Annotated in this window: 20 protein-coding genes; 4 read left to right on the top strand and 16 right to left on the bottom strand. The window is 57.7% G+C overall.

The window, feature by feature from the left end; all coding sequences use genetic code 11:
* Positions 1-353 precede the first annotated feature (353 nt).
* Positions 354-2306, top strand: a complete 1953-nt coding sequence (locus tag LB462_RS18945; protein ID WP_224511160.1) for a M23 family metallopeptidase — start codon at positions 354-356, stop codon at positions 2304-2306.
* 3 nt (positions 2307-2309) lie between these two features.
* Here LB462_RS18945 and LB462_RS18940 read toward each other — a convergent pair whose 3' ends face one another.
* From LB462_RS18940 to LB462_RS18905, 7 genes are all read right to left on the bottom strand, one after another.
* Entirely contained in the window at positions 2310-3665 is a 1356-nt protein-coding gene (locus tag LB462_RS18940; protein WP_224511194.1) for a L,D-transpeptidase, read from the bottom strand.
* A 208-nt stretch (positions 3666-3873) separates the two neighbouring features.
* Positions 3874-6486, bottom strand: a complete 2613-nt coding sequence (gene clpB / locus LB462_RS18935) for an ATP-dependent chaperone ClpB (protein WP_224511158.1) — start codon at positions 6484-6486, stop codon at positions 3874-3876.
* 355 nt (positions 6487-6841) lie between these two features.
* Positions 6842-7663: a DUF4167 domain-containing protein gene (locus tag LB462_RS31850; RefSeq protein ID WP_505483631.1), complete on the bottom strand. Its 822-nt coding sequence runs from the start codon at positions 7661-7663 to the stop codon at positions 6842-6844.
* Between the two features lie 322 nt (positions 7664-7985).
* The gene (prmC, locus tag LB462_RS18920; RefSeq protein ID WP_224511193.1) at positions 7986-8855 is read right to left on the bottom strand and encodes a peptide chain release factor N(5)-glutamine methyltransferase; all 870 of its coding nucleotides are present in this window, start codon (positions 8853-8855) and stop codon (positions 7986-7988) included.
* Between the two features lie 5 nt (positions 8856-8860).
* The gene (gene prfA / locus LB462_RS18915) at positions 8861-9916 is read right to left on the bottom strand and encodes a peptide chain release factor 1 (protein WP_255626878.1); all 1056 of its coding nucleotides are present in this window, start codon (positions 9914-9916) and stop codon (positions 8861-8863) included.
* A gap of 31 nt (positions 9917-9947) precedes the next feature.
* Positions 9948-12188, bottom strand: a complete 2241-nt coding sequence (gene ptsP / locus LB462_RS18910) for a phosphoenolpyruvate--protein phosphotransferase (RefSeq protein ID WP_224511191.1) — start codon at positions 12186-12188, stop codon at positions 9948-9950.
* A gap of 138 nt (positions 12189-12326) precedes the next feature.
* Positions 12327-13580 (bottom strand): aspartate kinase, encoded by a 1254-nt coding sequence (locus LB462_RS18905; RefSeq protein ID WP_112532270.1) that lies wholly within the window; start codon positions 13578-13580, stop codon positions 12327-12329.
* Positions 13581-13825: 245 nt separating this feature from the next.
* On the opposite strand from LB462_RS18905, the gene LB462_RS18900 reads away from it, so the two are divergent.
* Both LB462_RS18900 and ubiG read left to right on the top strand, forming a co-directional pair.
* Entirely contained in the window at positions 13826-14218 is a 393-nt protein-coding gene (locus tag LB462_RS18900) for a GFA family protein (RefSeq protein WP_224511155.1), read from the top strand.
* An 87-nt stretch (positions 14219-14305) separates the two neighbouring features.
* Positions 14306-15052 carry a bifunctional 2-polyprenyl-6-hydroxyphenol methylase/3-demethylubiquinol 3-O-methyltransferase UbiG gene (gene ubiG, locus LB462_RS18895; RefSeq protein ID WP_224511153.1) on the top strand — a complete coding sequence of 249 codons (747 nt, stop codon included), beginning with the start codon at positions 14306-14308 and terminating at the stop codon, positions 15050-15052.
* Here ubiG and LB462_RS18890 read toward each other — a convergent pair.
* The 5 genes from LB462_RS18890 to LB462_RS18870 form a co-directional block, all read right to left on the bottom strand.
* On the bottom strand, positions 15036-15944 hold the full coding sequence (locus LB462_RS18890) for a DMT family transporter (protein ID WP_224511150.1): 909 nt from the start codon (positions 15942-15944) through the stop codon (positions 15036-15038). The genes ubiG and LB462_RS18890 overlap by 17 nt on opposite strands.
* Before the next feature lie 64 nt (positions 15945-16008).
* Positions 16009-16422, bottom strand: a complete 414-nt coding sequence (locus LB462_RS18885) for a DUF1178 family protein (RefSeq protein ID WP_224511148.1) — start codon at positions 16420-16422, stop codon at positions 16009-16011.
* A complete protein-coding gene (locus tag LB462_RS18880; RefSeq protein WP_224511146.1) occupies positions 16419-17285 on the bottom strand; it encodes a carbon-nitrogen hydrolase family protein in 867 nt (288 codons plus the stop codon). Before LB462_RS18880 ends, LB462_RS18885 begins: the two co-directional genes overlap by 4 nt.
* 16 nt (positions 17286-17301) lie before the next feature.
* Entirely contained in the window at positions 17302-17571 is a 270-nt protein-coding gene (gene grxC, locus LB462_RS18875) for a glutaredoxin 3 (RefSeq protein ID WP_224511144.1), read from the bottom strand.
* 88 nt (positions 17572-17659) lie between these two features.
* A complete protein-coding gene (locus tag LB462_RS18870) occupies positions 17660-18439 on the bottom strand; it encodes a ComF family protein (RefSeq protein ID WP_370637223.1) in 780 nt (259 codons plus the stop codon).
* A gap of 62 nt (positions 18440-18501) precedes the next feature.
* On the opposite strand from LB462_RS18870, the gene LB462_RS18865 reads away from it, so the two are divergent.
* Complete coding sequence (locus LB462_RS18865) at positions 18502-19383, top strand: methyltransferase domain-containing protein (RefSeq protein WP_224511143.1); 882 nt, start codon at positions 18502-18504, stop codon at positions 19381-19383.
* 2 nt (positions 19384-19385) lie between these two features.
* Here LB462_RS18865 and LB462_RS18860 read toward each other — a convergent pair whose 3' ends face one another.
* The 4 genes from LB462_RS18860 to argJ form a co-directional block, all read right to left on the bottom strand.
* Entirely contained in the window at positions 19386-19715 is a 330-nt protein-coding gene (locus LB462_RS18860; protein ID WP_112532261.1) for a hypothetical protein, read from the bottom strand.
* 110 nt (positions 19716-19825) lie between these two features.
* Positions 19826-20233 (bottom strand): (deoxy)nucleoside triphosphate pyrophosphohydrolase, encoded by a 408-nt coding sequence (locus LB462_RS18855; protein WP_224511141.1) that lies wholly within the window; start codon positions 20231-20233, stop codon positions 19826-19828.
* Complete coding sequence (locus LB462_RS18850) at positions 20230-20982, bottom strand: GNAT family N-acetyltransferase (RefSeq protein ID WP_224511139.1); 753 nt, start codon at positions 20980-20982, stop codon at positions 20230-20232. The genes LB462_RS18855 and LB462_RS18850 overlap by 4 nt, the downstream gene beginning before the upstream one ends.
* 154 nt (positions 20983-21136) lie before the next feature.
* Positions 21137-22378, bottom strand: coding sequence for a bifunctional glutamate N-acetyltransferase/amino-acid acetyltransferase ArgJ (argJ, locus tag LB462_RS18845; RefSeq protein ID WP_224511137.1), 1242 nt, complete (start codon positions 22376-22378; stop codon positions 21137-21139).
* Positions 22379-22556: the final 178 nt, after the last annotated feature.

Below are 22556 nucleotides of genomic sequence, written 5' to 3'. Positions count from 1 at the left end.
TCGATTTTGAAGAAATTGTGAAAAATATGACAGAGTCTTTTGGGACGCGGTTTTAACATGCAAAGTGGCGCCTTGCGGATATAGCCGGCGAATTGAAATGTGAATGGACCGGCCACAAACATGCCCAAATCCCGACATAGCGCTCGCTCCCATGCCACACGATCAGTCCCATCTATCATTCTGTACCATGCAGCATTTGCACAGGCTTGCGGGACCGCGCGTTGACATAGGCAAGCTGGGAGGGCAAAACTGCGTCCCAATCGATTTCATGCCAGTACAAGGCTGGTCGGCAAGCGCCGAAAAATCTCATAAGCCCGCAGTCTATAACGGCGACAGGATCAACACTTAACAGTATGAACGAGTACGAGGGGCACTCATCAATCGATCCGGGCAACGAGCCGCCGTTGATTACGGACGGCCGTCGTGGCCCGCCGGATCGGCGTGAGATCTCGGCGCGATGGCTTGCCGGCACCTTTCTTACTGGTATCACTTCCAGCATATTGATGGGTGTGGCCCTGTTTGCAGCGCTTGACGGCCGCGAACAGCTGGCAACGCCGCCGGAACTAATGGCCCGCAATGCAATGCCCGCGCCGGGCGGCAATTCCGATGTCACCAAAGGCGCTCGCGTTGCCGCAACGACACCCATCCAGAAAAATCGCGACCGCCGGCGGCTCGATGTTTCAACCATGTTCAAGGATGGCGAGCGGGACGTCATTCGTTCAATGCCGTTCGAATTCGTCCATATCGCGCTCGCCGATGTCCACAACACGAATCGTCGCTATCCCGCGTTCAACCCGCTCGACGTGTTCGCAGAAGCCAATGAAGGCACCGATCCTACACCGAAAACAGGCCTGATCTACGGTGCCAAGGTGGAGAGCGAAGTCAGCCTCCGCACTGTGGATTTCCCCTTGGCCACGGCGCAGTACGATCCATCCGATGATCTGAGTGTGGATGACGTGGAAGAGGTGGTCCGCAACACCGGCTCGCTTCTGACCGATGGAGCGATTCAGGTCGCCTCTCTCCATTACGTGGACCCGCTGCGATTTGGTACAGACGAGGATCCTTATAACCTTCGCAGTCCCCTTGCCGTCAAAATCATTCAGGAAAATGTCAGCGTCTCTCCCCGGCTGTCCGAGGACGCCGAGAGTGCCGGTTATTCGGAAGAACTCATTCCGTTCCGCAGTGACAAGGATATTCTGGCTGCACTCAATGATGCAGGCTACGAGAACGGCGACGCTACGGGCATGTCGGAAGCCATCGCCAAGCTGTTGAACTCGCCGCGTTTGAAGAGCGGCAGCGTATTGCGGCTTGGGATCGAGTCCCGGAACAATACCGACAGGATCATGCGGGCCAGCGTCTATAATGGAAGCACGCATGTCCTGACAATTGCCCTCAACGACCGCGACCAATATGTCCCGGCGGACGAACCAGAGATGACGCCGGGCCTGCAGGTTGCATTCGACGACAATCCCCCCGTCTCGCGTCGGACTGAAGATTTGCCCACGATCTATGACGGCATCTACCGCGCCGGTGTCGCCTATGGCATGACGGATTCGATGATCAAACAGCTCATCAGGATGCTTGCTTCCGATGTCGATTTCCAGTCGCAGCTTTCACCCACCGATGAGTTGGAAGCCTTGTTCTCGCTCCCGGCAGATTCGGAGAAGGCCGGCGACGATTCGGAAATTCTCTACGTTGCTGCCAATTTCGGCGGCGACCTGAAAAAATTCTACCGGTTCCACAGCAAGGACGGCAACACCGACTATTACGACGAGGACGGCAAGAGCTCCAAGCAGTTCCTGCTCCGTAAACCTGTACCGAACGGCATCTTCCGTTCGCCTTTCGGGATGCGCCGTCATCCTATCCTTGGTTATTCCCGCATGCATACGGGTGTGGACTGGTCAGCTCCGCGCGGAACGCCGATCATCGCTGCAGGCAATGGCGTCGTCGAACGTGCGGGGTGGACCAACGGCTATGGCAACCAGACGCTCATTCGCCATTCCAACGGCTATGAAAGCAGCTATTCGCATCAGAACGCTATAGCCAGTGGCGTGATCCCGGGTGCGAAGGTGCGGCAGGGCCAGGTTATAGGTTACCTCGGGTCGACCGGGCTTTCGACTGGCCCTCATTTGCATTACGAAGTGATCGTCAATGGCTCCAAAGTCGATCCGATGCGCATCCGCCTTCCAAGCGGCGGTGAACTTGGCGGCGATGATCTGGTCGCGTTCAAGCGCGAACGTGAGCGTATCGATCAGCTTCTCAAAGACGACGAAGCAAAGGGCACCAAGGTCGCTGCCAGCGGCTAAACCCTATTCCTGGAATTCGACTGTCACGCCCTTCTGCACGAGCTTCGACAGTTCCGTCGCATCCCAATTGGTCAGGCGCACACAACCGTGGCTGTTGGTCTTGCCGATCTTTGACGGTTCAGGTGTGCCGTGAATCCCATAAGTCGGCTTCGACAAGGCGATCCACACGGTCCCCACAGGGCCGTTCGGTCCCGGCGGTATCGTCAAAACCGAATTGTTCTCGCCCTGCTTGAAGTTGATTTTCGGGTTGTAGGTATAATTCGGATTGAGCGCGACCCGCTCGACCTGCACGGTACCCGAAGGCGATGGCGTATCGGTCGACCCGATTGTTGCCGGATAGGCGACGACCAGCCGCCCCTCGGCATTGTATCCACGGACCTGTTTGCGTCCCTTATCGGCAATGATGCGCGTCACGGCGCCGCCGGCATTCTGCCCGATACTTGCAACCTGAATCGCAACGCCCGGCGTGTTGAAATCCACACCCGGATTGAGCTCTTTCAGATAGTTCTCGTCCATGTGAAACCGCTCGGCCAGCATTTCCGTCACTGACGTGAAGGCCATGCGCTCCAATTGCGCCTTGTGGCTATAATCTTCCGGGATGGAAGCGACGAATGGATAAGCGGCATCTTCGGATGTGATCGTATAGGACATGAACGCCGTACCGCCGGTCTGTTCCAGCGATGCATTGATACCTTCTTCGTTGAGAGGATCGAACTGTTGTCCGGTCATTTCCTCGAAAGCGGCAACAGCCTTGTCGACATTACCGCCCTTGTGGCCATCGATAACGCCAGGGGATACGCCGATCCGGTCGAGCAGAACCTGGATCGCGGCGATCTTGGCTTTCGCGCCCTGTCCCTTCGGCAATTCTATCGTCGGCGCCGGATTCGGATGGACAGGTATCTGCTCCTGCTGCGGAACATCTGTCAGGCCATCGCTCGGCGCACCCGGTTCTACAAGGTTCGGATCGGTGGGCTGCAAATCCGATTCGCCGTTGGCAGGCGGCAAAGGTTCGCGGTTGACGCTGCCATAATCGCTCTCGGAAGGCAGTGCCGTGCCGTAAGGATCATTCGAAATCGCACCCGTGTCATAGGGATCCTGCGGCGCATCGGGAAAATAATCCGTCCCCTCATTCGATTGATTGGTTTGCGCCTCTTCGACCGAAACGATCCGCCCACGGCGATCCACGGTAATTTTACGGCCATACTCGTCAAAATAGGATCGATAAGCTTGCCGCCGCTCACGCGGTTCGAACCATTGCGCAACGGTATATGAAGCCTGATCGTTGACGACGGGCACAGTGCTTTCTGCGGCTTGTGCGGTGAACGGAGCGACAGCACCTGTTGAAGCAATCAACAACATTCCAAATAGTGAACAACGATAAGACGTCATGCCTTCAGCTTCCGGTTTCTGCCACTAACTTGTCGTTAAGCATAAATGACCGATTTTCCTGTCTTTATGGTTAATGACGATAGGCTTTTATCGTTGCATTTATCGAATGAACGGGACGTGAAAATGGCCGCTATATGGCGGCCATCTCCTTTGTTTGCTGTTTTTGTGCAGAGCGCACTTACGCGGCCTCGCTCTTTTCCCGTTCGGGAGCGGATTTAACAGACTTGAAGTTCAGCCTGTCCGACCCAGCGGTGATCTTGACCGTGGAGCCATCCAGTATCTCGCCGAGCAGGATCCTTTCGGCCAGCGGGTCTTGCACTTCCTTCTGGATCACGCGCTTCAATGGTCGCGCACCATAGGCAGGATCGTAACCTTTCTCGGCCAGCCAGTTCGTTGCATCCTCATCGATCTTCAAAACGATCTTGCGATCTGTCAGAAGCGACTGCAGATGCTGCAGCTGGATTGCCACGATCTTGCCCATTTCCTTGCGCTGCAACCGATGGAACAGGATGATTTCATCCACGCGGTTGAGGAACTCCGGCCGGAACGATGCCTTGACGACGTTCATCACCTCTTCACGAACCTCCTCGACATCCTGGCCCTCTGACAGCCCGACAAGGTACTCGGCCCCGAGGTTCGATGTCATGATGATCAGCGTGTTGCGGAAATCGACAGTACGCCCCTGACCATCAGTCAGACGGCCATCGTCAAGAACCTGCAGAAGCACATTGAACACATCCGGATGGGCCTTTTCGATCTCGTCGAAGAGAACCACCTGATAAGGCCTGCGCCTGACAGCCTCGGTGAGAGCACCACCCTCTTCATAACCGACATAGCCCGGAGGCGCGCCGATCAGCCGCGAGACCGAATGCTTTTCCATGTATTCGGACATGTCGAGCCGAACCATGGCCGTCTCGTCGGAGAACAGGAATGAAGCCAGCGTTTTCGTCAGCTCCGTCTTGCCGACACCTGTTGGCCCAAGAAAGATGAACGAGCCGATAGGCCGGTTAGGATCCTGCAATCCTGCACGCGCGCGGCGAATGGCTTTCGACACAGCCTGGACTGCTTCGCCCTGACCGACGACCCGCTTAGCCAGTTCATCCTCCATACGCAACAGCTTCTCACGTTCGCCTTCCAGCATCCGGTCTACCGGAATGCCAGTCCAGCGCGAAACAACCTGAGCGATATGATCCGGTGTCACGATTTCTTCGACCATCGAGGTTGAACCGTCATGCTGTTCAGCCTCCGCCAGCTGCTTTTCCAACTGGGGGATAGTCCCATAGGCAAGCTCGCCGGCCTTCTGGAATTCACCGTTGCGCTGGGCAGACGCAAGCGCATTGCGTGCATCGTCAAGCTGTCGCTTCAAGTCGGCCGCATGGCCGAGCTTCTGCTTTTCAGCCTGCCATGTGTTGGTTATCGCGGTCGACTGTTCTTCCAGATCGGCGAGTTCCTTCTCCAGCCGCTCAAGACGATCTCGGGATGCGTCGTCTTTCTCGACCTTCAGCGCCTCGCGCTCGATCTTCAACTGCATGATACGGCGGTCGATCTCATCCAGTTCTTCCGGTTTGGAATCAACCTGCATGCGAAGCCGTGCTGCGCCTTCGTCGATCAAATCGATCGCCTTGTCGGGCAAGAACCGGTCGGTGATGTAGCGGTTGGACAAGGTCGCCGCCGCAACCAGCGCCGAATCGGAAATTCGAACTTTATGATGCTGCTCGTATTTCTCCTTCAAGCCGCGCAGGATCGAGATGGTATCCTCCACCGAAGGCTCATCGACAAATACCGGCTGAAACCGGCGGGCAAGCGCCGCATCCTTTTCGACATGCTTGCGATATTCGTCGAGTGTCGTCGCGCCAACGCAGTGGAGCTCACCGCGCGCCAGTGCCGGCTTCAACAGGTTGGAAGCGTCCATCGCACCTTCGGCCTTGCCAGCGCCGACAAGCGTGTGCATCTCGTCGATGAACAGGATGATCTGGCCATTTGCCGAAGTGACTTCGGACAGCACACTTTTCAGCCGCTCCTCGAACTCGCCACGATATTTCGCACCGGCAATGAGAGCGCCCATATCGAGCGCCATCAACTGCTTGTCTTTCAGTGATTCAGGCACATCGCCATTGACGATACGCAGCGCGAGCCCTTCGGCGATTGCCGTCTTGCCGACGCCCGGCTCGCCAATCAGCACTGGATTATTCTTGGTGCGCCGCGACAATACCTGAATAGTGCGGCGGATTTCATCGTCGCGTCCAATCACAGGATCGAGCTTCCCGGCCCGTGCATCCGCGGTGAGATCGCGTGCATATTTCTTCAAGGCATCGTAGGTGTTCTCGGCTGAAGCCGAATCTGCGGTCCGCCCTTTGCGGATGTCGTTGATGACGGCATTGAGCCCCGCAGCGGTCACGCCGGCGCGGCTCAATATGTCCGCGGTCTTGGCCGACTTTTCGATGGCCATCGCAGTCAGAAGGCGCTCGACAGTAACAAAACTGTCGCCAGCTTTCTGTGCCAGTTCCTCTGCAGTCGTGAAAATCTTGGCCAAGGGCTGGGCGAGATAAAGCTGCCCGTTGCCGCCGGTTACTTTGGGCAAGGCGTCAAGCGCTGCCTGCAAGCCAAGGCGTACATCAGCTATGCGCCCGCCTGCCCGCTCGATCAGGGATGCGGCAAGGCCCTCCTCGTCATCGACCAAGACCTTCAACAAATGTTCGGGTGCAAATTGCTGGTGGTTGGATGAGAGGGCAAAGGTCTGTGCTGACTGGATGAACCCCCGGACGCGCTCGGTATATTTTTCAATGTTCATATGGTGTCTCCTTTTCCCGAACGACCCTTCAAGCGGCATCGCACGGTGTGTTGGTGACGGGCCCCCTGCAAGAGGCAGACCCATTTGCTCGAAGAAATATGGGAATATTGTCCGCAGCCTGCAAGATCGGAATTCCAGCTTTTATTACTGCCTGTGACTTGTTGTTTTAGCACAAAAAGCCCCACCCATGCCACGCCGCTTTATCGCGTGCTGGGAAGATGGGCGATGGTCGCGAGACGGATGGCAACTACAGGATTTGGGCGAGTATTGATATCTTGCAGCCCAACGACAACCGAAATCAAAACGCCACCCGCAGGCTTCCCTGCGAGTGGCGTAACAACTCAGTCCGTCCAGATCAAACGTCGGATTCGACCGCTGTCCGGCGCTTCTTCACCTCGGCAACGATGCCGGCAGGCGAAAGATCGTTGGCGGTATCCGGAGCACTTGCTTCCGCACCATTTTCCTCCGCGACGCGCGGCCGGGCTGGCCTGCGGCCACGCGGTGCGCGACGCGCTGGCTTTGCTTCGGCAGCCTCTGCCTCGGGTGCCACCGCAGCGCCATTTTCAACCGGCTGGGCCTGTGGCTGAGGTTGTGGCTGACGCTGGCTGACCGTGTCGTCGTCATAAACGACTTCGGCGGGTGTACCCTGAATGATTGGCTGTGGTCCGCTGCCGTTGATCGGCTGATGCATCACACGTTCTTGCCGGTCTTGCCGGTCGCGGCGATCCTGACGTTCCGGGCGATCTTGACGCTCCGGCCGGTCCTGGCGATCTTGACGCTGGGGACGATCCTGGCGCTGCGAGAACTCCTGGCGTTCAGGAACCTCCTGACGATCGGTATCGTTGCCGTTACCGTTACCGTTGCCATTGTTCATGCCATCGTCATCATAGCCATTCTCATCGTCCTGATCCTGATCCTGATCATCGCGCTGATACTGGACAGGCGCCTGAGCCTGAGCCGCAAGAATGATTCGATTATAGTGCTCGGCGTGCTGGAGATAGTTTTCAGCCATCACGCGGTCACCGGCACTCTGTGCATCCCGTGCAAGAGTGGTATATTTTTCGGCGACGTGCTGAGCATTCCCCCGGATTTTGACATCGGGGCCGTTGCTCTCGTAGTTACGGGACAATGGGTTGGGACCTTTGCTGCGGTTATTATTGTTACCGCGTCCGCGCATGCGCCTATTCTGCTGTACTGGCCTCATACTTATCTCTTTTCAGAAAATCAGGGGCGCTAATTTGCTCACCATTTGAGTCAAAAAGCTTCGCTTCTCAAGTGCCGACCTGAAGCGCGCCCCGCGCTTCAATCGCATCCAAAGTTTCATAAAACTTTTGTGCTGCCGCAAAAACCATTTCCCCAAAGCTATTTCCGAAGAGAAATCAAACACCCGGAATTTCCGTATCAATCTCTTGATAGGCAGACCAGATTTGTTTCGGTTTAGTGCGGTACCCGGAAACTAGCTGTGTTCCAGCCAAATTCCAAGCCTTTTTTCAATCTTTTTACATTGGTGTGAATAAAAGTGCCCTTTCGCGCCCACCAATATCTCTCTGGACAGCAGCCAAAGCGAATTTTTCCTTTGAAAAGATCGCCTCGATATCACTGCGTTGCCCAAAACCGATTTCCAATGCGACCGCACCACCTTGCCTGAGATGCTGCCGGGCGTGGCCGGCAATGATTCGGTAGGGGGCGAGGCCATCCTGCCCGCCATCCAGAGCCTTCACCGGATCATGCAGCGCTACTTCACGTTGCAAGCCTTTTATATCGGCGGATGGTATATATGGCGGATTGGAAATAATCAGGTCGAATGAGCCACTTACCTCGGAAAACCAATCCGAACGAAGGCCTGCAAACCGATCCGATACGTTGTTGATGTGGGCATTGTCACGCGACGTATCAAGGGCACCCGCAGAAATATCGACGCCCACTGCGCGCAATTGGCTGAATTGGTCGAGCAACGCCAAGGCAATCGCGCCCGTCCCGGTTCCAAGGTCGATCAGGTCCGCGACACCCTGCTCCTCGATACGCTGGCGCAGAAAAGGGATCGCGAGCTCCACCAGGGCTTCGGTGTCGGGCCTAGGCTCGAGTGTATCGGCGGAAAGCCCAAGTTCGATACCAAAGAAGGCACGTTTGCCGATGATGCGATGCACCGACTCGCCATCGATTCGCCGGATAAGAACTGCGTGAAGCTGCGCAACGATCGTCTGGTCGATCTGGCGAGCGGGATTGCGGATCGCCTCGAGCTGATCACAGCCGGTCAGCCATTCCACCAACAGCCGTGCGTCGAGATCGGCCGTTTCGAGTCCCGCTTTTGCTAAAAGAACGCGGGCCTCTCTGTGCACATCGGCGAGGCGCGTCCCATGCTCTACCATGACGCTCAAAAGCTTTCGTTCATCTGGGCAAGTAGTGCCGTCTGGTAATCGGAGATCAGCGCGCCGATGAGCTCATCGAGATCGCCTTCCATGATGCGATCGAGCTTGTAGAGCGTCAGGTTGATGCGATGATCGGTCACACGCCCCTGCGGGAAATTATAGGTGCGGATGCGCTCGGAGCGATCGCCCGAACCGACCTGGCTCCGCCGGGCCTCGGAGCGCTCGCTGTCGGCCTTCTGGCGCTGCATGTCGAACAGACGCGAACGCAGAACCTGCATGGCCCGGGCACGGTTCTGGTGCTGCGACTTCTCTGCCTGCACGACGACGATGCCGGAAGGAATGTGCGTGATACGGACCGCCGAGTCGGTCGTATTGACGTGCTGACCGCCAGAACCCGATGCGCGCATCGTATCGATGCGGATATCGTCGGGACGGATATCGATGTCGATTTCCTCGGCTTCCGGCAGTACGGCAACTGTCGCGGCGGACGTATGGATGCGGCCGCTCGCCTCGGTGTCCGGCACGCGTTGCACCCGGTGGACGCCCGATTCAAATTTGAGCTTGGCGAAAACGCCCTTGCCCGAAACCATGGCGATCACTTCCTTGTAGCCGCCGGCCTCGCCATCGCTGGCCGATATCAGCTCGACACGCCAGCCGTTTGCGGCCGCATAGCGCTCATACATGCGAAACAGGTCACCGCCGAACAGTGCCGCCTCGGAACCACCGGCACCGGCGCGAATTTCGAGGATGGCGTTGCGCTCGTCGGCGACATCTTTCGGCAAAAGGAGGACCTGGATATCCTTCTCCAGTTCCTCGATACGCTCCTCGATGTCGGGCAGCTCGGCTTCCGCCAGTTCGCGCATGTCCTTGTCGGTGGCGCTGTCATCGAGCATGGCTTGCAACCCTTCCGCTTCGCTGCGCGCAGCGAGCAGATCGCGGATCTTGGCGACCACGGGCTCAAGCTCGGAATACTCCGAAGCCAGCTTCACATAGGTTTCGGAATCAGGATTACTCGCCATCTGCGTCTCCATCATGGAGAAACGCTTCAGCAGTTGATCCATACGATCCTGCGGAATAGAACTCACTCAAACCTCACAATGGGACGCCAGCTCGCTCTGCGAACTTGGTCAGGACATGGCGCAACGACCCGGTTTCGCCGTGATTGTCGATCGCATCGGCGAGTTGCGCGGTAAGTTCTGCCACATCGACAGTGCCGAGCATGGCCTTGATCGGGCCGATCGAAGCGGGCGACATCGAGATGGAGCGATATCCAAGCCCGATCAGCGCCATGGCAGAAAGCGGCTTACCCGCCATCTCACCACATAGCGTCACGTCCGTGTGGTTGCGGTTGCCGGCGTCGGCGATCTGACGCAACACCCGCAAGAAGGGCACCGACAGATTGTCGAACCGGTTGGTGATGATCGAATTGCCGCGATCGACCGCCATGACGAATTGGAACAGGTCATTCGAGCCGACCGAGACAAAATCCACCACCGCCATCAGTTCGTCGAGTTGCCAAAGCAGTGACGGTACCTCGACCATTGCCCCGATCTTGACACGCGTCGGCAGGTTGTGGGCAAAGCGCGACAGGTGCTGGACCTCGCGGTTGATCAGTTCGCTGGCCTTGCGCACTTCAGCCACTTCCGTGACCATCGGCAGCATCAGCCGGAGCTCGCGCCCGCCGGCCGCTTTCAAAAGCGCGCGAACCTGCGTACGCAACAGGCCCGGACGATCGAGCGTCAGGCGGATTGCCCGCCAGCCCATGGCCGGGTTTTCTTCATTGGCATCGCTGCGGAAATAGGGCAGCACCTTGTCGCCGCCTATGTCGAGCGTCCGGAACGTCACCGGTTTGTCACCGGCGGCATCCAGTACCGAGCGATAAAGCCGCTCCTGCTGTTCGGCACGCGGGAAAGTCGAGGCGACCATGAATTGAAGTTCGGTACGGAACAGGCCGATACCAGCAGCACCAGCTTCCACCAATTGCGGCAGGTCGACGAGCAGACCGGCGTTCATCAGGAGCGAAATATGCACCCCATCCTTCGTCATCGAAGGCTGGTCGCGCAATTCCCGGTAAAGCGCCTGACGCTTGGCGCGGAACTTGACCTTCTCCGTGTAGGCGGCTTCCACGTCCGACTGCGGGCGCAAATGAACGCGGCCATCGTCACCATCGACGATCACCGCATCGTTGTTTTCGGCCATGGAAACGACGCCCTTGACCTGCCCGGCAACGGGGATGCCCATGGCGCGGGCTACGATCACAACATGGCTGGTCGCGGCACCATCCTCGAGCACGAGGCCTCGCAGGCGTTCGCGCGGATAGTCGAGGAGTTCTGCCGCGCCCATCGAGCGTGCGATAATGATGGCGTCCTTGGCGAGGGAACCCGCCATGGTCTTGACATCACGGCCCATCAGCTGGCGCAGCAAACGGTTGGCGAGGTCGTCGAAATCGCTCAGCCGTTCACGCATATAGGGATCTGTCAGGTGCATCATCCGGGCGCGGGTATCGCTTTGCACTTTTTCAACGGCAGCTTCCGCCGTCAGGCCGTTGCGAATTGCCTCTTCGAGACGCCGCACCCATCCCGTATCGTGTGCGAACATGCGATAGGCTTCGAGCACTTCGCGATGCTCGCCCTCGAAGGCCACGTCACGGCGCGACAACATGTCATCGATCGAAATGCGCAATGAACCGAGCGACGTTTCGAGCCGGTCGATTTCCGTGTCGATGTTTTCGTTGAAGAGGTTTGTGACGACAATGCGTGGCTCATGCAGCACGACGTGCCCGAGGCCGACGCCATCATTGAAGGCGCTGCCACTGAAGCTCATGGGCTTGCCCATGTCGAGTTCGACCCCGGGCCGTGCAAGCCGCGTCAGACTGCCAGCGGCAACCATTTCCGCCAGCACCATGGCCGTCGTTTCGAGCGCTTCGACCTCATCCTCGCGATAGACGCGCTTGGTTCGGTTCTGAACGACGAGGACGCCCAGGGTGCGCCCCGCGCGGAGAATCGGCACACCAAGGAACGAATTGTAGACTTCCTCGCCTGTCTCCGGCAGATAGGCGAACGCCGGATGCGTTTGTGCGTCGGTCAGATTGAGAGGACGGGCGCTCGCTGCGATGGTACCGACAAGGCCCTGCCCAAGACGCAGTTGCGCCAAATGCACGGCGGACGGGTTCAAACCTTCGGTTGCGTAAAGTTCCAGGACACCATCGGAGCGAAGCACGTAGAACGAGCACACTTCCGCAACCATGTTCTGCGCGATATCGCGAACGATCCGGTCAAGCCTCTCCTGCGGCTCAAGCGCCTCCGCCATCAATTCGCGAAGACGCTTCAGCATGACACGGGGACCTGTTGTCTGCTCGCGCGTTGGCACTGGGGGCCTTTCTCCATAAGAATACCGGCAAGACCGGATGGCCTCACCGCATTCGAGTGATCATGTCAGCCAGCGACGCGGCCGACAAACATTTTCTTGATTCTAATGCTTATCCAGACCGTACACAGAATGCAAAGTGCGTACGGCAAGTTCCGCATACGGGCCATCAATTAGAATGGAAATCTTGATCTCCGAGGTCGTGATGGCCCGGATATTGATACCCTTGTCCGCCAACGCGCGAAACGCCGTTGCGGCAACACCCGCATGACTGCGCATACCAATACCTATGACCGAGACTTTGACCATGCCGGCTTCCGACTGGATGATATCGCAGCCGATCTCCGCCTTGACCTTTTCGAGGACCACGAGAGCCTTGTCGAGATCGCCCGAAGGCACGGTAAAGGTCATGTCGGTCTTGGTGCCGTCTTCAGAAACATTCTGGACGATCATGTCGACATTGATGTGAGACTCTGCGAGCGGGCCAAAAATAGCGGCGGATATGCCCGGACGGTCGGCAACACGGCGCAGCGAAATCTGGGCTTCGTCCTTGGCGTAGGCAATTCCTGTGACAACCTGCTGTTCCACGATTTCTTCCTCGTCGCAAATAAGTGTTCCGGGCGGATTGATGAGATCACCCATGCCCGGCGCATCGGGGTCTTCGAAACTGGACCTGACAAAGGTGCGCACTTTGTGCACCATGGCAAGCTCGACAGACCGAACCTGCAGGACTTTCGCGCCAAGAGATGCCATCTCCAGCATTTCTTCGAACGATATCCGCGACAGCCGCCGTGCTTTCGGTTCGACGCGCGGATCGGTCGTATAGACACCATCGACGTCGGTATAGATATCACATCGATCGGCCTTGACCGAAGCGGCGATTGCAACCGCACTGGTATCTGAACCACCGCGTCCCAGTGTGGAAATGCGATTGTCCGGCCCAATGCCCTGAAATCCGGAGATCACAGCCACCTGGCCCTCGGCGAACCGCTCGATCAAGAACGAACCATCGATATCGAGGATACGGGCAGCGCCATGGGCATTGTCAGTCTTGATCGGAATTTGCCAGCCTTGCCATGAACGGGCGTGGACGCCCATCGCCTGCAGGGCGATTGCAAGCAGACCAGCCGTCACCTGCTCGCCTGATGCGACAATTGCATCGTACTCGCGCGCGTCGTGCATGGGCGATGTCTGCCGCGTCCAGGCCACGAGCTCATTGGTCTTCCCGGCCATGGCGGAAACCACAACAGCAACCTCATGTCCCGCATCGACTTCGCGTTTGACATGCCTGGCCACATTACGGATGCGGTCAATATCGGCCACCGAAGTGCCACCGAATTTCATCACAATGCGTGCCATGGGAAGGTACCGTTCTGGAATGCCTGAAATAAATTGGTAAGGAGCCGCTTGAATCGGAACAGCCACCCGCCAAATGAATGCGGCTCCCATACCGAAAATATCACCGGACTGCAAGAACGCCCGATGGTTGTTTGAACTATCCCCACGCCGGAAGAACGACGCGCCGCCGGCCGCAGCGAGCAATTGCAGGGACAATGCCGTTCGTTGTAAACATTCCGCTCCCTTGATTTCAAAGGAGACACAGCATGGACCGATTCACCGGCGGCTGCCTGTGCGGCAACGTCCGAATTGTAGCCTCGGGACGCCCGTACCGGGTCGGCCTCTGTCACTGTCTGGATTGCCGCAAGCATCATGGGGCTCTTTTTTACGCTGCCGCGGTATTTCCTCAGGATGCAGTAACGATCGATGGCGAAACACGCGACTACGCCGGACGTTTCTTCTGTCCCCGCTGCGGCTCATCCGTTTTCGCCCGCACAGCAGACGAAGTCGAAGTGCACCTGGGAGCTTTGGATGCCCCTGATCAACTTATGCCTACCTACGAAAACTGGATCGTCCGTCGCGAGTCGTGGCTGCCCCCGTTTCCGCTCGCGAAACGGTACGACCAGGATCGTGAGGGCACCGGCCGTTTTGAGGATTAGGCCGTAAGAGCATTGTGAAATGCCGGGTACGGCTTGACATTTTTTGCTGGAAGGGTCCACTCGAAGAGAGCAACAAGGACAGAACCGATGGCAACAGCACAGCGCACGACAATTGATGACGCAGAAGTCGAGCGTTTCTCGCGCATGGCAGCAGAATGGTGGAATCCGCAAGGCAAATTCCGTCCCTTGCACAAGTTCAATCCCACACGCCTTGCCTATATCAAGGAGAAAGTCTGCGCCCACTACGGCATCGATCCGAATGTCCCGGCACCCTTGGCGGGCTTGCGTATTCTTGATATCGGTTGCGGCGGCGGCCTTCTGTGCGAACCCATGGCGCGCCTTGGGGCGACGGTCGTTGGGGCCGATGCCGGCGAAACAAATATCGAAGTTGCGAAGATCCACGCGGCGCAGAGCGGACTCTCGATCGATTATCGCGCAACGACAGCCGAAGCTCTCGCCGATGCGGGAGAACAGTTCGACGTGGTCCTGAATATGGAAGTCGTCGAGCACGTTGCCGATGTCGAGCTCTACATGTCTGCCTGTTCCCAAATGGTCAAACCCGGCGGCATGACCTTTGTCGCCACCATCAACCGGACTTTGAAAGCGCTCGGCCTTGCCATATTCGGTGCGGAGTATGTGCTTCGCTGGTTGCCGCGCGGAACGCACCAATATGAAAAGCTGGTCCGGCCGGAAGAGCTCGAAACCGCCATGTCGCGCGCTGGCCTGGAAGTCGTGGAAAAAGTCGGCGTAAGTTACAATCCGCTGGCAGACAGCTGGAACAGATCAAGCGATACGAGCGTCAATTACATGGTCCTGGCTACCCGGTCGGCTTAGCCTTTGCCGCCATCTGTTGCTGGGCTTTCGTGGTCATCAACACGCCGATGGTGATGACCGCCGCACCAATCCAGGTTGCGAGCTGATAGACCTCCCCGAGAAAAAGCGTTCCAGCGAGCAATGCAACTGCCGCGCCGACATAACCGATCTGGCTGAGATAGACCGGTCCGCCAACGGCCTGGAGCCGGAAGTACAGCGCGAACATGCAAGCTGACGCCAGAACCTGGACAAAGACCAGCCATGGCACAGCACCGAGCGGGGCAATGGGGAATGTGCCTGTCATAAAGAATATAATCGGAACCAGCAGCACCGCTGTAGTCAGATGGCTGCCAGCCGCAAGCTCGGTCGGATCAGCACCTTTCGGCCAATCGATCGTGCGATAGACATTGCCGAGGGCAAGCAGTACCGGGATGAGCAAGCCAATCGCCACCCAGAGAGGTTCAGCCGGCTGACCGACCTGCCCCCGGGTAAACCCCACGAGGACGGCCCCGGCAAAGCCGGTAAATATGCCGAGAAGTCCAAGGAGATTGGGGCTGCGCATCTTGAAAAGGATGGAAAGCAGAAGGGTGAACACTGGCGACAATGTGTACATGATCCCCGTAAACCCTGAGCCGAGGTGCGGAATCGCCGAGAGAGTCATGAGGTTAGGAATGGCATAGGAAATCAGTGCGGCGATAAGGTAGTACCGTATCATATGCGCATCGATACGCGGACGCTTTCCCATGAGAAGGAAGGCAACCAGAAGCACCGTCCCGGCGCCGGTCGAGATAACGAACGCCCATAGAGATGGAGCAATGCCCGCGGCAAAAGCCAATTTGCCGAATGGAAGCGTCAACCCCAGAAAAGCGCCCGTCAACACGAGCAGCGCGGGAGCGGAATTCAGAAATGGCATGGAATTCATCCGGTTAGTCAGAATCGACTACCGCACCATAGACATCGCCATCAGCCTATCAAGATCAATTGTGGTCGTCGGGAAACACCGGCAGCGGCATCACATCGACACCGTCATCGACGAGCGCTTCGACTTCGTCGCGCGTCGCCTCGCCATAAATGCCGCGCTGTTCTGCCTCGCCAAAATGAATTTTGCGGGCTTCCTCGGCAAAATCACTGCCAACATAATCGGAGTTTTCGCGAACCTTCTTGGCCATTTCACGTAGTTCACTTGCCATCTTGCTCATCGCGATGGCGATCTTTTCCTTCTGGCGGCCAGTGGCAACCGACGGCGCCATCAGGGCCTTGTCGACTTTGTGCGAACCACAGACGGGGCAGGAAACGAGCTGCTTCTCTACTTGGGTATCGAAATCGTCATTGCTGCGAAACCAGCCTTCGAACTCATGGTCATGGTCGCAGTGGAGAGAAAATCGAATCATGATGCGGCGTTGAACCTCGTCGCCTGTCCATCGTTTTCCACGACAACCCCGAATGGCCGGGCGTTCTTGAGGTTGGGCACCTTCGTTCGCGCCGTTGCACTCAGTGCCGGATCGATGTCCGCCACAATAACCGCAGGTTCCGCATGATCGGCCTCCGCCAAAACCTCGCCCCACGGCGCGACGATGATGGAATGACCATAGGTTTCCCGGCCATCCTCATGCACACCGCCCTGAGCCGCCGAAATCATGAAGGCGCCATTCTCGATCGCACGAGCGCGCTGCAGCACGTGCCAATGCGCTTCGCCGGTCTGGCGGGTGAAGGCGGCAGGTGCTGAAATCACCGATGCACCGGCCAATGCCTGGGCGCGGAACAATTGCGGAAAACGTACATCATAGCAGATGGCAAGACCGAGCCGTGCAAAAGGCAGATCGATCACGACCGTATCGGCGCCCGGCGCGTAGACAGCGGACTCGCGCCAGCTCTCGCCATTGTCGAGATCGACGTCAAACATGTGGATCTTGTCATAGCGCGTGAGAATATTGCCGTCCGGCCCGAAGAGAAACGCGCGGTTGGCAATCTTGCCATCGTCGCGGGCAATCGCAGTCGATCCTATATGAAGATGAATACCGTGCTTGGCCGCTAGCTCCGAAGCCGTGCGAACGATGATGTCGTCGCTTTCGCTTTTCAAAACGCTGGCAAGTGCCTTGCGATCGCGCTGCAGTGCACCCGTCATTTCCGGTGTCTGGATGTAGACGGCACCCTGGCCGGCAGCATCGGCAACGTAGGTCGCAAGATCGGCGGCATTGCGTTCAGGATCTGTGCCCGAGCGCATCTGGATGGCGGCAGCGCGAAATGAACTCATGTCACAAATCCAATCTTCAAGCGAGTTCGCCGGTCTTCAACAATGTGTCGAGACGGCCCTGATTTTCCAGCGCATACAGATCATCGCAACCACCGACATGAGCCTCGCCGATGAAGATTTGCGGAAATGTCGAGCGGCCATTGGCGCGCGCCAGCATTTCCTGACGGGCGGCGGGCTCGATCGAGGCATTGTGCTCGGTAAAAGCGACGCCCTTTTTAGACAAAAGGCTTTTGGCGGCTGTACAATAACCACAACCGTTACGCGTATAGATTGTTACATCAACCATTCGAAAGCTCCGTTTGCCTTTCTATATAGGCATCAAAACTTCAGGCGAAAAGACCTGTTTTTTGCGCGGAAGTAGTGTCAGAGGACTCTCAGAGAGACAATTCTTTTGATAACACCCGGCCGAAAGTCAGGACATCGACGCTCACCGCGCCGCCCCGGAGCAACGCGCGGGCGGCGGCCTTGACGGTCGCGCCAGTTGTATAGACGTCGTCGATCAGGAGGACATTGCGGCCGCGCACCTTGATTTCCTGCGTCACGGGCACCTTGAACGCACCGCGCACATTGGCGACGCGCTCATTCAGGCCGAGGCCCACTTGCTGTTTCGTCTGCTTAATGCGTTTGAGCGCATCCGGATCAAATGCCTTGCCGCTCGACCGCGCCAGATGCCGGGCAAGTTCGGCGGATTGGTTGAACCGGCGAAACCAGAAACGCCGCGCGTGCAGCGGGACCGGCACGATAATATCGCAATCATCCAGCAATTCGCCACCCGCACGCACCATCCAGCGCGCCATCCATGGCCCGAGGTCAGTGCGATCATTATATTTGAGCCGATGCACCAAATCGCGGATGACACCTTCGTGCACAGCGACTGAACGGGCGCGCCGGAACGGGGGCGGCTCGGCAATCGCTTCTGCGGAGAGGATTTCGGCGCCAAGATCATGACTGAAGGGGATGCCGAGCACCGGGCAATAGGGCTTCTCGATGAAACGCACCTTCGACCAGCATTGACCGCACAGTGACCCTGGTTCCGCGACGTGCTTGTCGCAGCCGGCGCAAACCGGCGGAAACAGCAATCCGAACAACCCATCGGTTGCGCTGCGTGCGAAGAGACTTATCGTTGCTCCGATTGTTTTCCCGCTGGTTTTCATTGCAATTCGTTCCAAGGCGACGCATCTACACCCCAACTATACAGACATCAAAGAAATCCGGAATGGATCGGCATCAGGTCTTCGATCGAAATTTATTGCTGGCGAGGCGTTTGCGCGCTTTGCGGCAGCATGGAAATTCTGCGGATTTCCTGCTTGCGCGCGCTTGCGAAGATCTGGAGGAGCGCCTGTCCGCCGTTGAACGCAAGTTCGACGTTGCCGTGGATCTGGCGAGCCACACGGGTCTCGCCGCGCACGCAATCCAGCGGTCCGGCAAGGCCGCGACGATCGTGCGTGTCGAGCACGCGCGGCAGTTTCTCGACAATACGTTTCCTGCAGTGGTCGCCGATGAGGAAATCCTGCCGCTTAAACCGGCCAGCATTGACCTTATTGTGTCACTACTATCCCTGCATCTCACGAACGACACACCGGGCACCCTATTGCAAATCCGTCGCGCGCTGAAACCCGATGGTCTGTTCCTCGGTGCGATGGCCGGCGAGAATACCCTGGCGGAACTGCGCGAATGCCTGCTGGCGGCTGAGAGCGAGATTTATGGCGGTGCCTCTCCCCGCGTTGTGCCCTTTGCCGACGTTCGCGACGTCGGCGGCCTGCTGCAGCGTGCGGGCTTTACCCTGCCCGTCACCGATATAGAGAGCTATACGGTGCGCTATGACTCTGCCTTCGCCCTGATGCGCGACCTGCGCGCCATGGGCATGCAGAATGTCCTCATCGGACGGTCGCGCCGGCCATTGACACGGCACTATTTCATGCGGGTTGCGGAGATTTATGCGGAACGCTTCAGCGATCCCGACGGCCGGATCAGGTCGACTTTCTCGTTCATCTGGATGTCAGGCTGGGCTGCGCATGAATCGCAGCAGAAACCCTTGAAGCCCGGCTCAGCCAAGGCATCGCTTGCCGATTTTCTCAACGATATCGAGAAGAAATAGCGCTAGCAGTCGCCGATCTTTGAACCATCGCTGTTCAATATACAGACCGCCTTGGGCGAAGACTGCAGTACGCTCCGGCGAATGGTATAGGTGGACGTGGTTATCGGTTCGGGCTTCTTGATCGATCCGGTCTGGATCTCATCGATGGAACGGCTGGTCGAATAATCGACGACAGCCTGCGAACCGCGGTCGGCAAGCGGCGCAATGATCAGAGCCAGCGCAACGGCTGCGGAACCGAAAAGCAACGTGATCCGCAAGATACCTCCGGCTGCACCCGAAAGAGCGCTCGGTTGCAACAGTTCATCATCGAGATAGTCGTTCTTACGCCCCATGCCCCACCTGAAATACGCGTCAAGATTAACTAAAAGTCGCTCAATCAGGTGAAGGATCAATTAAGCATCAGAGTTAACGCGGCAAGAATACAGTCTGGGGTTGCGAAAAGTTATAGGAGATCGACAAGGAACGGGATAAGCGGGATATCTGCGGGCGGCATTGGATAGTCGCGCATATCCTTTGGCCGTACCCATTTGAGAACCTGCCCCTCCATTCCGCGGGGTATTCCCTCATAGCGCCGGCAGATGAACAATGGCATCAGCAGATGGAAGGTCTCATAGGTGTGGCTGGCAAAGGTCAGCGGCGCCAGGCAGGCCGGTTTGATGACAATGCCGAGCTCTTCGTGCAATTCGCGGATCAGGCTTTCCTCGGGCGTTTCTCCCGGATCGACCTTGCCACCCGGAAACTCCCAGAGGCCGGCGAGCGATTTGCCTTCCGGACGCTGCGTCAGCAACACCCGGCCATCAGCGTCGACCAGCGCACAGGCCGTCACGAGAAGGATCGGGTGTTCGCTCATGTCCCCGGCGCCTGCCTGTAGGCATAGCGATAGGCTTCATTGAAGCCCATCTGCTCGTAGAGCGCGACGGCGCCGGTGTTCGCTACTTCGACCTGTAACCACGCCTTCTTCGCGCCGTGCTGCAAGGCCCATTTCAATGCCGATTTGATAATCGTGCGACCGAGGCCCACGCGACGCCGGTTTGCCGCCGTTCCAATGTTGAACAGACCTGCGAGTGCGCCATCCTGCACACAGATCGCCGTTGACACCGGTACTGCGCCCTCTTCGATAACGAACAAGCCCTTGGATGGACGAATGGCATTGATAACTTCGAAGAGGCCAGGTTTCAGCGCGGCATTATCTTTCTGCACCTGCAAGGCGGCGTCGATGAACCGGCCTATATCTTTGAGCGGAATTTGATCGAGCGCGTCCGAAAGATCGACATTTGCCAGATCGACGACCATGACCATGGATTCGTCGAAACGTGCCCAGCCAAGCTCCTCGAGGTAATCATCGAGCGCTTCCGGCGCGAGCGGTGACTGGCGGAAAATCGGCGGTCTGCCATAGGCGCGAAACCGTTGTGCTGCACGTGCCACCCGCTGTTCGAGATTGTCGGTATCACCGGGATCGAGCGGATTGACCGAATTCAACCGCTTCGACGGGTGGCTGGCCGTCATGCGAATTGCCCAGCTTCCATCATAGTGCACCGACGATGCGGGCCAGGACCGGAAACCAACCGCCTCAAACTGTCTGATTTGGGCTAACTGCATGCATGATCCTTGTCAGAGCCTGTTTGTAAGTCGCTGCGGCGCGGCATATGGCGTGGTTTTCGAGAACCGGAGCGCAGCGTACTTAAAGTACGTGAGCACCGGAAGCGGAGAAAATCGCGTCAGATGACCGCCGCAGTAGAGTTTCAAACGGCTCTTAGCTGCGATAATCGCCATTGATCGCCACATATTCCTTGGTCAGATCACAGGTCCAGACAGTCGCCTTGCCTTTGCCGAGACCGATGTCGACACGGATCTTGATATCGTCATTCTTCATATAGGCGGAGGTCGCTTCTTCCGAATAGTCCGGATCGCGCTCGCCTTCGCGGGCAACGCGGATATCCCCGAACCAGATCGCCAGCCGGTCGCGATCCGCCGGTTCGCCAGCCTTGCCGACGGCCATGACGACGCGGCCCCAATTGGCGTCCTCGCCAGCGGCAGCGGTCTTGACCAGCGGCGAATTGGCGATCGACAACGCGATCCGCTTGGCGGAGCGCGCGGAGGTCGCACCCGTTACGCTGATTTCAAGCATCTTGCGTGCGCCCTCGCCGTCACGCACCACTTGCAGCGCGAGATCCTTCAGAACGCGGTCAAGCGCTTTGGCGAAAGGCTTGAGACGCTTGTCCTTGAGCTTGGTAACAGGTGCAGCGCCGCGCTCGGCAGCTGATCCGGTAGCGAAAAGCAGCAGGGTGTCGGATGTCGATGTATCGCTATCGACGGTGACGGAATTGAAACTCTTGCCAACGGATTTCGACAGGAGCTTCTGCAGAATATCTGCCGCAATCGGCGCATCGGTGGCTACGAAAGACAGCATCGTGGCCATATCCGGCGCGATCATGCCAGCACCCTTGGCGATGCCATTTATTGTTACCGGCACGCGGCCCAGCAGTACTGTTTCGGTTGCGACCTTGGGAAATGTATCGGTCGTCATGATGGCGCTCGCGGCATCCTGCCAGCGCTCGGCAACGGCATTCTTCGTCATGTCCGTCAGAAGATGGCTGAATTTACCCGCATCGAGCGGCTCACCGATCACGCCGGTCGAGGCAAGAAAAATATGATGAGGCTTGCAACCCACGGCCTTGGCGGCCGCTGCAGCGGTCAATTTGGCAGACTCGCGACCCTTTTTCCCGGTAAAGGCATTGGCATTGCCGGAATTGACAACGACGGCCCGCGCCGTGCCACCCTCAAGACTTGTACGGCAGTAATCCACGGCAGCCGAAGGGCATTTGGACCGTGTGAATACACCGGCCACGGCCGTTGGCCGATCGAATACGATGAGCAAAACGTCTGTCCGGCCCTTGTATTTGATACCGGCTTCAGCTGTGGCGATCTTTACCCCGTGAATTTCCGGCATGGTCGGATAATGTTTCGGAGCCAGCGGAGAGACGGATGTGGACATGGAACCTCGCAAGGGTTGACGAAGTGAGCGCTGATTATCTCTCCCCTTGTGGGAGAGAAAGGGTTTTCCTGGATTTAGCTTCTTTGCTAAATCCTTGGAAAATCCAAGTGAGGGGATTTCAAAAGAACGTGCAGTTTCCCCTCTCTGGCGATTTTCAGCACTTAGCAATAGCTAAGTG

The organism is Phyllobacterium chamaecytisi, assembly GCF_020164455.1.
Lineage (GTDB): Bacteria > Pseudomonadota > Alphaproteobacteria > Rhizobiales > Rhizobiaceae > Phyllobacterium > Phyllobacterium chamaecytisi.
This window is presented reverse-complemented; position numbering and strand designations above follow the sequence as displayed.